This window comes from Delftia sp. ZNC0008, assembly GCF_000799035.1.
GTDB lineage: Bacteria > Pseudomonadota > Gammaproteobacteria > Burkholderiales > Burkholderiaceae_C > Comamonas > Comamonas tsuruhatensis.
Genome location: NZ_JTKZ01000605.1, coordinates 1 through 11,655 on the forward strand (window position 1 = coordinate 1; position 11,655 = coordinate 11,655).

The following is an 11,655-nucleotide window of genomic DNA, read 5'->3' on the forward strand; positions in this document are numbered from 1 at the left end:
CCGCGTCTGCGCCATGCCGAAGCCCATGGCCATGGTGGCGGGCAGGGTGGCTGCGGCAGCGCCTTCGCCGCCCGTGGTCATGGCCTGGCCCATCTGGTATTTGACGTAGTCGTTGAGGTTGCCGATGGCCGTCATGCTGGAGCGCTTGTCGATGGCCTGCTCCACCTCGGGCGGCACGGACACGTTCTCCAGCACGAAGCTGGTGATCTCCAGGCCGTACTTGTCCGTCATGGCCGGGTTGATCAGCGGCAGCAGCGCATCGCCCAGCTCGCCATAGCGCTGGGCCACGTCCAGCACGGGCACCCGGGCCTTGGCCAGCGACTCGGTGAACACGCTGATGATGCGCGAGCGCATGGTGTCGGCGAACTCGTCGATGCGGAAGTTCTGGTCCGTGCCCGCCACTTCCTTGAGGAACTTGGCCGGCTCGACGATGCGGAAGTCATAGGTGCCGAAGGCGCGCAGGCGCACGGCGCCGAAGTCCTGGTCGCGCACCATCACGGGGTTGGAGGTGCCCCACTTGTTGCCCGTGAACAGCCGCGTGTTGATGAAGTAGACATCGCACTTGAACGGCGAGTTGAAGCCGTACTTCCAGCCCTGGATGGTGGACAGGATGGGAATGTTCTGCGTGGTCAGCGTGTGCTTGCCGGGGCTGAACAGGTCGGCGTACTGGCCGGCCGAGACGAACTGCACCTGCTGCGACTCGCGCACGATGAGCTGTGCGCCGTTCTTGATTTCCTTGTCGTCGTCGGGCCAGCGGTAGGAGAGCGTGTCGCGCGAGTCATCGGTCCACTCGATGATCTCTATCAGTTGCTTGGTGATGATGTTCATCAGGTTCATGGCAGGCTCCGAAACGGTGGTGGTCCACGACAAAAAAGGTCAATGGGCCATTCTAGGCGGCGTGCATGGCGGCGGGGAGAACGGCCACCGGCCGCTGCCCCGGTGAATTGTCAAAAAATGATCCGGATGCGTCGTGCAAGGCGGGCTTTCGGGTCTTCGCGCGCCACGGCCTTTGCCGGCATGTGTCGCCTGCTCCGTTTTTTGATGCAGATCGCCCTGTGGAGCGTCTGCCGTGGGGCCGCAGGCCCGCGCCACGGCGCAGGGCCGGGCGGCGCCTTAAAATCGTCGTTTGCGCGGCGCGAGCCGCCTCTCATTCACCGGCGCGGCCCCGGCCTGCGTGCGACGCCTGAAACAAGTCATGCTCACTTTCCAACAAATCATCCTCAAGCTGCAGTCCTACTGGGCCGACCAGGGCTGCGCGCTGCTCCAGCCCTATGACATGGAAGTGGGCGCGGGCACCTCGCATACCGCCACCTTCCTGCGCGCCCTGGGTCCCGAGCCCTGGAAGGCCGCCTACGTGCAGCCCAGCCGCCGCCCCAAGGACGGCCGCTACGGCGACAACCCCAACCGCCTGCAGCACTACTACCAGTTCCAGGTCGTGCTCAAGCCCGCGCCCGACAACATCCTGGAGCTGTACCTGGGCTCGCTCGAGGCCCTGGGCTTCGATCTCAAGAAGAACGACATCCGCTTTGTCGAGGACGACTGGGAAAACCCCACGCTGGGCGCCTGGGGCCTGGGCTGGGAAGTCTGGCTCAACGGCATGGAGGTGACCCAGTTCACCTACTTCCAGCAGGTCGGCGGCATCGACTGCAAGCCCGCCACCGGCGAGATCACCTATGGCCTGGAGCGCCTGGCCATGTACCTGCAGGGCGTGGACAACGTCTACAACCTGACCTGGACCGACGGCCTGAGCTACGGCGACGTCTACCACCAGAACGAGGTGGAGCAGTCCACCTACAACTTCGAGCACTCGGACGCCGACTTCCTGTTCACCGCCTTCAGCGCCCACGAAAAGCAGGCCAACCACCTGATCGGCGAACAGCTGGCGCTGCCGGCCTACGAGCAGGTGCTCAAGGCCGCCCACACCTTCAACCTGCTCGATGCGCGCGGCGCCATCAGCGTGACGGAGCGTGCCGCCTACATCGGCCGCATCCGCAACCTGGCCCGCGCCGTGGCCAAGGCCTATATGGACAGCCGTGCGCGCCTGGGCTTCCCCATGGCGCCCAAGGCCCATGCCGACGAAGTGCTGGCCGAGCTGGCCAAGGCCGCCGAACAACAGGGCAAGAAGGCCGCCTGAGGCGGACACCGCTGCACCGAGAGAACACCAGACCATGAACGCATCGAATCTTCTTGTTGAACTGTTTGTCGAAGAGCTGCCCCCGAAGGCGCTGCAAAAGCTGGGCGACGCCTTTGCCGGCGTGCTGTTCGAGCAGCTCAAGGCCCAGGGCCTGCTGGCCTCCAGCGAAGCGCGCCTGACGGCCTATGCCTCGCCGCGCCGCCTGGCCGCCCACATCACCGAAGTGCTGCCCCAGGCCGAGGACAAGGCCGTGTCGCAAAAGCTCATGCCCGTCTCCGTGGGCCTGGACGCCGACGGCAAGCCCACGCCCGCACTGATCAAGAAGCTGGCCGCCCTGGGCGCCGGCGAAGAAGCCGTTGCCAGCCTGACCCGCCAGGGCGAAGGCAAGGCCGAAGCCCTGTTCCACGCCTCCACCGTGCGCGGCGTGATGCTGGCCGACGGCGTGCAAAAGGCGCTGGACGAAGCCATTGCCAGGCTGCCCATCCCCAAGGTCATGCGCTACCAGCTGGCCGACGGCTGGAGCAGCGTCCATTTCGTGCGCCCGGCCCACGGCCTGGTGGTGCTGCACGGCACCGAGGTGCTGATCGGCGTCAAGGCCCTGGGCCTGACGGCCGGCACGGCCACGCATGGCCACCGCTTCGAGGCGGCGGTCGATCCCGTGGTCATCCGCTCCGCCGATGACTACGCCGCGCAGCTGCGCGAGGAAGGCGCCGTCATCGCCAGCTTCGCCGAGCGCCGTGCCGAGATCGCGCGCCAGCTGCAGGCCGCTGCCGAGCGCGTGGGCGGCGGTGTCCGTCCCATCGAGGACGAGGCCCTGCTGGACGAGGTCACGGCGCTGGTCGAGCGCCCCAATGTGCTGGTCTGCGAGTTCGAAAAGGAATTCCTCGACGTGCCGCAGGAATGCCTGATCCTCACCATGAAGGCCAACCAGAAGTACTTCCCGCTGCTGGACGCCGCCGGCCGGCTGACCCACCAGTTCCTGGTGGTCAGCAACATCAGCCCCCAGGATGCCAGCGCCGTCATCGGCGGCAACGAACGCGTGGTGCGCCCGCGCCTGGCCGACGCCAAGTTCTTCTTCGACCAGGACCGCAAGAAGACCCTGGCCTCGCGCGTGGACGGGCTGGGCAAGGTGGTCTACCACAACAAGCTCGGCACCCAGGGCGAGCGCGTGGAGCGCGTGCGCTCCATCGCCAAGAGCATTGCCCGCCAGCTGGGCGACACGGGCCTGGCCCAGCAGGCCGACCTGGCCGCGCAACTGGCCAAGACCGACCTCGTGACCGACATGGTGGGCGAGTTTCCCGAACTGCAGGGCACCATGGGCCGCTACTACGCGCTCAACGATGGCCTGGACGTGGCCGTGGCCGATGCCATCGAGGACCACTACAAGCCCCGCTTTGCGGGCGACGAACTGCCGCGCGGCAACGCCGGCGTGGTCGTGGCCCTGGCCGACAAGCTGGAAACCCTGGTCGGCATGTTCGGCATCGGCAACCTGCCCACGGGCGACCGCGACCCCTTCGCGCTGCGCCGCCACGCCCTGGGCGTGATCCGCATGCTGGTCGAGAAGGACCTGGCGCTGGATCTGGAAACCCTACTGGTCAGCGTGCTGCCCGCCTTCGGCGACAAGATCGAGGACGCCACGCCCCAGCTGGCCGACTTCATCTACGACCGCCTGGCCGGCAACCTGCGCGAGCAGGGCTTCTCGGCCCAGGAAGTGGACTCCGTGCTGGCCCTGCGCCCGCAGCGCCTGTCCGACGTGCAAAAGCGCCTGGAAGCCGTGCGCGCCTTCGGCGAGCTGCCCGAGGCACCGGCCCTGGCCGCCGCCAACAAGCGCGTGGGCAACATCCTCAAGAAGGCCGACCAGGCCGTGCAGGCCCAGGTTGACGCGGCCGTGCTGGCCGAGGTGGCCGAGAAGGACCTGTACGCAGCCCTGCAATCGGTGGCGCCCAAGGCGCAGCAGCAGTTTGCTGCCGGCGACTACACGGCCAGCCTGCAGACCCTGGCCGCGCTGCGCGCCCCGGTCGATGCCTTCTTCGAGCATGTGATGGTCAACGCCGAAGACCCGGCGCTCAAGGCCAACCGCCTGGGCCTGTTGGCCACGTTGCACGAAGCCATGAACCGCGTGGCGGACCTTTCGCGACTGGCGTGAAATGGGGCACCCCCTGAGGCGCTTTGCGCCTTCCCCCTCTCTCTCGCTGCGCGAGGGAGGGGGACGACACCCTCGCGGCGGGGCGGCCCTTGCTCGGTGTCCCCTGTCTTGGGTCATGCCTGTCTCGTACGCTGCGGGTTTGGCTGGCGATTGAGTCCTAAACTTTCGGGAACCTCGACCATGAAAATTGCGATCCTGGACCGTGACGGAACGCTCAACCAGATCGGTGAGGAGGGCTTCATCGGCTCGGCCGAGGCCTGGAAGGCCCAGCGCGGTGCGCTGGAAGCCGTGGCGCGCCTGAACCGGGCGGGCTGGCATGTGGTGGTCGCCACCAACCAGCCGGGCCTGGGCCGGGGCCTGTTCGACGTGACCGAGCTCAATGCCGTGCACGCGCGCATGCACCGCGAAATGGCGGCGGCAGGCGCGCGCGTCGATGCGGTTTTCTACTGCCCCCATGCCCCGGACGAGGAATGCCATTGCCGCAAGCCCGGCACGGCGCTGTTCGAGCAGATTGCCGAGCGCTTCGGCGTCGAGGGGCATCAGCTGTGGGTGGTCGGCTCCTGCGTGGCCCACCTGCAGGCCGGCGCCGCCATGGGCGCGCGCCTGCACCTGGTCTGCACGGGCGCCAGCGCCGGAGTGTCTCTGGACGGCGAACTTCCGCCCGGATTGCCTGCCGGCACCCGGCGCCATGCCAGCTTGGCCGCGCTGGCCGATGCGCTGGTTCCGGCAGATGCCGCACCCGCTCCCTGAACGCCTGAACGCCCGAATGGCGCTTTGCCCATGCGCCGCCGGCCTGCCGTCCTGCGCACAATGCTATCTTTGTGAATTCCGATTCCTGAGGGCGCAAGGCCCGGGCCTGCCGCCCGGCCCCTGCGCCGCTTTCTGCACCACACTGCCGCCATGTCCCTGATCCGCTCCACCCTCCACATGCTCTGGATGGGCATCACCGTGATCCCCTACACCCTGGCCGTGCTGCTCACGCGCTGGCTGGGCGGCGGGCCGCGCCGCGTCTATGCCGTGGCGCGCGCCTGGCTCAAGCTGTCGGTGGACAGCGCCCGCGTGATCATGGGCGTGCGCCACCGCGTGCAGGGCATGGAGAACCTGCCCACCGATCCCAAGCAGGGCGTGGTGCTGCTGGTCAAGCACCAATCCACCTACGAAACCTTCCTCATGCCGGCGATCATGCCGCGCCCGCTGGCCTATGTGTTCAAGAAGGAACTGCTCATGGTGCCCTTCTTCGGCTGGTCCATCGGCAGCATGGACATGATCCATATCGACCGAAAGCACGGCTCGCGCGCATTCCACAAGGTCGTGGAGCAGGGCCGGCGCCTGCTGGCCCAGGGCACCTGGGTCATCATGTTCCCCGAAGGCACGCGCATCCCGCGCGGCGAACGCGGCGAGTACAAGACCGGCGCCACGCGCCTGGCCATCATGACCGGCGTGCCCGTGGTGCCCATTGCCGTCACCTCGGCCAAGTGCTGGCCGCGCAAGGCCTTCATCAAGACCCCGGGCGTGGTCGATGTCTCCATAGGCAAGCCCATCCCTTCCGTGGGCCGCAAGCACGAGGAGCTGATGGTGGAAGTCGAAAACTGGATCGAATCCGAGATGCAGCGCCTCGACCCCGAGGCCTACCGCGCCTGAGGCAGGAGTCGGCATGGCGGACACGGCACAGCGTTCCTGGGACTGGTTGGTGCCGCCCGCCGTGGAAAGACAGGACGGCGGGCTGAGGCCGCGCCGTGAGCGATCCGCTCAACCCGAAGCGCCGCAGGCTTTGCCTGCACCTGCACCCACCCCGCCCGCCGGCTCCGTGCACAGTTCCTTCGTTCATCCGCAAGCCAACCAGCAGGCGGTTCTCCAGGGGCAGGTGCTGCACTATCGGTTGCAGCGGTCGCGCCGGCGCACCATAGGCTTCACCATCGGCACGCAGGGGCTGGTGGTCAGCGCGCCCGCATGGGTGAGCATGACGGCCATCGGGCAGGCACTGGATGCGAAGTCGGGCTGGATACTGCGCAAGCTCCAGGAGGCCGGGCAGCGCCAGCGGGCCCAGCAGTCGGCACGCATCCGGTGGGAGCACGGCGGCCAGATCGACTATCTGGGGCGTCCCCTGGCACTGCTTCTCACCGGTGGCGAAGCCCAGCCGCTGCGCACCCGCCAGGTCCACCGCGAACAGGCGGCCGACGGCAGCCAGTCCCTGCACCTGCCCCTGGCGCCAGACGCATCGGCTGCCGAGGTGCGTGCCTGCGTGCAGGCCTGGATGCTGCGCGAGGCCCGCTCCTGGTTCACGGCCAGCCTGCAGCGCCATGCGCCGCTGCTGGGCGTGCAATGGACCAGCCTGCGCCTGACCAGCGCGCGCACGCGCTGGGGCAGCGCCAACACTGCAGGGACCATCCGCCTGAACTGGCGGCTCATGCAGCACACGCCCGAGGTCATCGACTACGTGGTCGTGCACGAGCTGTCCCACCTGCGCCACATGGACCACAGCCCGCGCTTCTGGGCCACGGTGGCCAGCGTGATGCCGGGCTGGGAGGCGCAGCGCCAGGTGCTGCGCGACAGGCTGCTGCCGCCCTGGGAATAGGCGATCCGGGCACCGGCGAGGCGGCGCCAGTCGGGCTGGACGGTTATTCTTGCCGGGCACACAACCGCGTCCTATCAAGAAAGCCAATCCATGTCCGCAAGCGCTCCCGTTCCCGCAGCCATTCCCCTGACCGTCCAGCCCGCACAGGGCTATGCAGGCGACATTCCTCCCGAACTCGCCTGGCAATGGCTGCAATCCGGCGAAGCCGTGCTGGTGGACGTGCGCACCGATGCCGAGCGCGAGTGGGTGGGCCGCGTACCCGGCGCCGTGGCCGTGGCCTGGAAGCAGTGGCCGTCCATGGCGATGAACCCCGATTTCGACAGCCAGCTGCGCGCCGCCGTGCCTGAAGGCGGCAAGGTGGTCCTGCTGTGCCGCAGCGGCGTGCGCTCGGTGGCCGCCGCCCAGCGCGCGGCGCAACTGGGCATCGAGGCCTACAACATCCTCGAAGGTTTCGAGGGCGATGTGGACGCCAACGGCCAGCGCGGCCATGTCGGCGGCTGGCGCCTGCGCGGCCTGCCCTGGCGCCAGTAGTCAGCGCAGGCCGAACTCCCGCAGCACGGCCTGCGTGTGTTCGCCCAGCGCGGGCGGCACCAGGGCCTGGGCATCCGTCGCATGCGTCTGTCCCGGCAGGCGCGGCAGGGGCAGGCCTGGCCAGGCACAGTGGTCGGGCGTGCGCTGGAACAGGTCAGCCGATTGGGGATCGTCCAGCAGTTCAAAGGGGTGGCGCACGCGTCCGAACAGGATGTCGTTGTGCTTGAACAGCCGCTCCCAATGGGCCAGTGGCTGGTGCAGCAGGGCCTGCGCCAGCCGGGCAGACAGGTGCTGCGCCTGCGGCAGCCGGCCCGCGCTGCTGCGCAGGGCCGGGTCCTGCAGCCAATCGTCAAAACCCATGGTCTTGCACAGGCGGGCGAACATGGCGTCGTCCAGCATGCTGAGGTAGAGCATGCCATCGGCCACGGGGAACAGGCCCGTGGGCGCGTTGAAGGGCGAGGCCTTCGCGCCGGGAAACAGGGCGCCTTCAATGACCAGGTAGGACTGCAGGGCCGCGCAGACCTGCAGCATGGACAGTTCCAGGTGCTGGCCCCGGCCCGTGCGTGCAACCCGCAACAGCGCTGCCGTGGCGCATTGGGCGGCATACAGGGCCGTGGCCAGGTCGGCCAGCAGCAGGCCGATGCGGCGGGGCTGGCCCGTGGCCGGGTCGCGGTTGGTGTGCATCAGGCCGCCGTAGGCCTGCATGGTCGTGTCCAGCGCCGGCAGGCCGGCCATCGGCCCCTCGCTGCCATAGCCGGAGATGGACACATAGACCAGGCGCGGGTTGCCTGCGGCCAGTTGCACGGGATCAGCGCCCATGCGGGCCGCCACGCCGGGTCGGAAATTCTGCAGCACCACGTCGGCATGCAAGGCCAGCGCCTGCAGCGCCGCGCGCCCTTCGGGCGCACGCGTGTCCAGCACCACGCTGTGCTTGCCGGCGTTGCAGGCCACCGAGATGGCGGTCTGGCCATCACGGCTTTTGCCCATCTGGCGGCTCCAGTCGCCCCCGGGCGGTTCGATCTTGATCACCCGCGCGCCCTGCTGGCGCAGCAGCAGTCCGCAATAGGGGCCGGCCACGCCCTGGCTGATGTCGAGGACGGTGATGCCGGCCAGCAGTGGCTCATCGTCGAATGGGTGGGGAGTCGAAGACATCAGAAATCCAGGATGACCTTGCCCACGGCGCGGCGGGACATGGTGGTGTCCAGTGCCTGCTGCCACTGCGGCAAGGGAAAGTGCATGGTGCGCGGCGCCGCAATGGCTCCGCTGGCGATGGCCTGCGTGATCTGCCCGACCAGGGCCTGCACGGCCGGTGCGTGGACAGCACGCTCGTCGGTCAGTCCCCAGCCGATATAGCGGCCGTAGTTGAAGCCCAGCACGCCCAGGTTCTTCACCAGCAGCAGGTTGGCGGGAATCTGCGGAATGCGCCCGCTGGCAAAGCCCATGGCCAGCAGGCGGCCTCCGGGCGCCATGCAGCGCAGGGAGGCGTCGGTCAGGTCGCCGCCCACGGGGTCGAAGACCACCTGGACCCCGCCTCCGGGGCACAGCGCCTTCACGGCCACGGGCAGCGCCACGGCGTCGGATGGCAGCGCATGGGCGGCGCCATGGGCCAGCGCTGCCGAGCGTTTTTCCCCGGTGCTGGCCGTGGCGATGACCTGCGCGCCCAGGTGGCTGGCGATCTGCACGGCCGCCATGCCCAGGCCGCCGCTGGCTCCGTGCACGAGCACGCTTTCACCGGCCTGCAGCCGGGCTGCCCACTGCAGTGCCGACCAGGAGGTGGCATAGGTGATGGGCAGGGCGGCCGCTGCGCACAGCGGGACGGCATCGGGCAGGGCATAGACGGTGTGGGCCGAAGCCACCGCTTCCTGCGCCAGCGCGCCCCAGTCCAAGGCCGCAATGACACGCTGGCCCGTGCGCAGGTCCGGGCGCAACTGGCGGACATCGGGGGCGACCTCCATGATTTCACCCGCCACCTCGGTGCCCGGCGTGAAGGGCAGGGGCGGGCGGCGCTGGTAGGTGCCGGCGACGAACAGGCTCAACGCAAAGCCTATGCCAGCATGGCGTACACGGATGCGGACTTGGCCGGGTGCCAGCGCGGGCCGCTGCAGTGCCTGCAGTTCCAGTTCATTCCAGTGGCCCCAGTGGGTGCAGACCAGGGCTTGGTAGTGTTTGTCGGGCATTTCTACTCCAGCCGGATGTCGAGCTCGCGCACCAGTTGCGCCCATTTGGCCTGGTCGGTGCGCAGCGTGGCGGCAAAGGCCTGGGGCGTGCTGCCCACAGGCTCCAGGTTCAGGTCATGCAGGCGCTGCACGATGGCGGGCTGCCGCACCAAGTGCGCAATTTCGCGTGAGAGTTGCGTCGTGATGGCCTCCGGTGTGCCGGCTGGAAACAGCAGTCCCATCCACGCGTCGGGCTCGAAGCCCTGGTAGCCCAGCTCCAGGAAGGTGGGCACTCGTGGCAGCAGGGCCGAGCGCCGGGCCCCGGTGATGGCCACGGGCACGATGCGGCCCGCCTGCAGCAGCGGCATGGCCGTGCCCACGGCGATCAGTCCGATGGGAATGTGGCCTGCCGCCAGATCGTTGCCCAGGGGGACGCCGCCCTTGTAGGGCGTATGCGCCATCTTCAGCCTGGCCTGGCGCTTGAGCAGCTCGCCCAGGATGTGCCCCGTGGTTCCTACGCCGTAGGAGCCGTAGGCGTACCTGTCCGGCTCCGCTGCCACGGCCTGTACCAGGGAGGCCAGGCTGCGGTGCGGAAAGTCCGCCGAGACGGCCAGGATGACCGAGGATTTTGCGACCAGGCTCACGGCCTCGAAGTCGGCAATCGGGTCGTATCCGACCTGCGCATAGAGGGCCGGGTTTTGCACATGGGCAGTGAAGGTCAGCAAGGCGGTGTGCCCATCGGCAGGTGCCCGTGCCACCAGCTTGGTGCCTGTGGTAGTGCCAGCGCCCGGACGGTTGTCTATGACCACCGGCTGGCCCCAGCGCTCGGTCAGGCCCTGGCCCAGCAGGCGCGCCACGGCATCGTTGACATTGCCTGCCAACGACGGCACGACGATGGTGATGGGTCTGCGCGGATAGCGGGAAGGTCCGTCCGGCCCGTCCGGCGCGGCCGCCATGGCCGCCGGGGCCAGCAGCCCCGCTCCAGCGCACAGACCGAATCGGCGGCGTGTCATGGCTGCCCCATCGCATGGGGGCTGCGCTCTTTGCAAGGGTTGCCGCATGTCTGTCTCCTGTGGATTGGGAAGGGTCTGGCACGGCTGGCGACAAAAACCAGTCTAGGTATCCCCCTGGTGCGCCGGTATTCCCATGTGGAAACTTGGAATGCCTGCCGGGCATGCGGGAATGCGCGCGGGCCATTCGTGGAGGGATACCGCATGCGCATCGATGACCTGGAGTTGTTTGTGGCCGTGGCCGAGCACGGCAGCCAGCAACGGGCGGCCGAGTCCAGGGGACTCACCCAGTCGGCACTGTCCAAGGCCATGGCGCGGCTGGAGGACGAGGCTGGCCTGGCCCTGTTCGAGCGCGCGGCCAAGGGGCTGGCCCTGACCCGCACGGGCACCGGCATGCTTGCGCATGCGCGCGGCGTGCTGCAGTCCATGCAGGCCTTGCGCAGCGCGCTGGACGATCAGCGCGCCAGCCATGCCGGCCAAGTGCGCCTGGGCTCCATTCCCTACCTGATGCCGTCGCTGGTCTCGCCGCTGCTGGCGCGCTTCTTCGTACAGCGCCCGCTGGCCACCTTTTCAATAGAAACCCATCTGAGCGCGCACCTCATGACCCTCCTGCGCAAGGGCCACATCGACCTGGCCCTGGTGGCCGTGCCGGCGCAGATTCCTGCGGATGTGGAGTGCCTGCCGCTGGGGCCCATGCGCATGCAGATCGTGGCGCGCGAGGGCCATCCAAGGCTTCGCCGATTGCGCGGCTGGCCGGATCTGGTGGGCGAGCGCTGGGCCATGCCGGCCGCCTCGCTGTACCTGCGGCAATGGCTGGATGAGAAGTTCGCCCTGGCCGGGCTGACACCGCCGCGTGTGGCAGTGGAAAGCACGGCCTCGCCCGTGGCCTTTGCCCAGCTGCTGCGTCAGTCGGACCTGCTCGGCCTGATGCTGTCGCGTGCCTTGCAGCAGCCCGAGGGCCAGTGCCTGGTGGCCCTGTGCGGTGAAGGCATGGCCTGGAGCCATGAGCTGGCCGTCTGCTGGCGTGCAGGCGCCAGGTTGTCGCCGCTGTGCCTGGATTTCCGCGATGCGGTCACGCAGTGGTGCGGCGAGCACGGCGTTTG

11 protein-coding genes are annotated in these 11,655 nt (G+C 68.5%); 7 read left to right on the top strand and 4 right to left on the bottom strand.

The window, feature by feature from the left end; translation table 11 throughout:
• Positions 1 to 837, bottom strand: an 837-nt coding sequence (locus L995_RS19840; RefSeq protein ID WP_047473162.1) for an SPFH domain-containing protein, incomplete at its 3' end; no start/stop codon positions are given.
• 358 nt (positions 838 to 1,195) lie between these two features.
• On the opposite strand from L995_RS19840, the gene glyQ reads away from it, so the two are divergent.
• The 6 genes from glyQ to L995_RS19870 all read left to right on the top strand — a co-directional run bounded on the left by glyQ (position 1,196) and on the right by L995_RS19870 (position 7,386).
• Positions 1,196 to 2,134, top strand: coding sequence for a glycine--tRNA ligase subunit alpha (glyQ, locus tag L995_RS19845; RefSeq protein WP_016446477.1), 939 nt, complete (start codon positions 1,196 to 1,198; stop codon positions 2,132 to 2,134).
• Positions 2,135 to 2,168: 34 nt separating this feature from the next.
• Positions 2,169 to 4,280 carry a glycine--tRNA ligase subunit beta gene (gene glyS, locus L995_RS19850; protein ID WP_047473163.1) on the top strand — a complete coding sequence of 704 codons (2,112 nt, stop codon included), beginning with the start codon at positions 2,169 to 2,171 and terminating at the stop codon, positions 4,278 to 4,280.
• A 180-nt stretch (positions 4,281 to 4,460) separates the two neighbouring features.
• On the top strand, positions 4,461 to 5,030 hold the full coding sequence (locus L995_RS19855; protein ID WP_047473165.1) for a D-glycero-alpha-D-manno-heptose-1,7-bisphosphate 7-phosphatase: 570 nt from the start codon (positions 4,461 to 4,463) through the stop codon (positions 5,028 to 5,030).
• A 150-nt stretch (positions 5,031 to 5,180) separates the two neighbouring features.
• Positions 5,181 to 5,921, top strand: a complete 741-nt coding sequence (locus L995_RS19860) for a lysophospholipid acyltransferase family protein (protein ID WP_016446474.1) — start codon at positions 5,181 to 5,183, stop codon at positions 5,919 to 5,921.
• A 13-nt stretch (positions 5,922 to 5,934) separates the two neighbouring features.
• Positions 5,935 to 6,855, top strand: a complete 921-nt coding sequence (locus L995_RS19865) for a M48 family metallopeptidase (RefSeq protein ID WP_047473168.1) — start codon at positions 5,935 to 5,937, stop codon at positions 6,853 to 6,855.
• Between the two features lie 90 nt (positions 6,856 to 6,945).
• On the top strand, positions 6,946 to 7,386 hold the full coding sequence (locus L995_RS19870) for a rhodanese-like domain-containing protein (protein WP_047473170.1): 441 nt from the start codon (positions 6,946 to 6,948) through the stop codon (positions 7,384 to 7,386).
• On the opposite strand, the gene L995_RS19875 is transcribed toward L995_RS19870, so the two are convergent.
• Genes L995_RS19875 through L995_RS19885 form a run of 3 tightly spaced genes read right to left on the bottom strand, consistent with a single transcriptional unit; the run spans position 7,387 to position 10,555 of the window.
• Positions 7,387 to 8,538, bottom strand: a complete 1,152-nt coding sequence (locus L995_RS19875) for a CaiB/BaiF CoA transferase family protein (protein WP_047473171.1) — start codon at positions 8,536 to 8,538, stop codon at positions 7,387 to 7,389.
• On the bottom strand, positions 8,538 to 9,563 hold the full coding sequence (locus L995_RS19880; protein WP_047473173.1) for an NADPH:quinone oxidoreductase family protein: 1,026 nt from the start codon (positions 9,561 to 9,563) through the stop codon (positions 8,538 to 8,540). Before L995_RS19880 ends, L995_RS19875 begins: the two co-directional genes overlap by 1 nt.
• 2 nt (positions 9,564 to 9,565) lie before the next feature.
• Entirely contained in the window at positions 9,566 to 10,555 is a 990-nt protein-coding gene (locus L995_RS19885; protein ID WP_047473174.1) for a tripartite tricarboxylate transporter substrate binding protein, read from the bottom strand.
• A 201-nt stretch (positions 10,556 to 10,756) separates the two neighbouring features.
• Between L995_RS19885 and L995_RS19890 the strand changes: the two genes are divergently transcribed.
• Positions 10,757 to 11,655 (top strand): LysR family transcriptional regulator (locus L995_RS19890; RefSeq protein WP_082001581.1); only part of this gene is annotated, 899 nt, incomplete at its 3' end.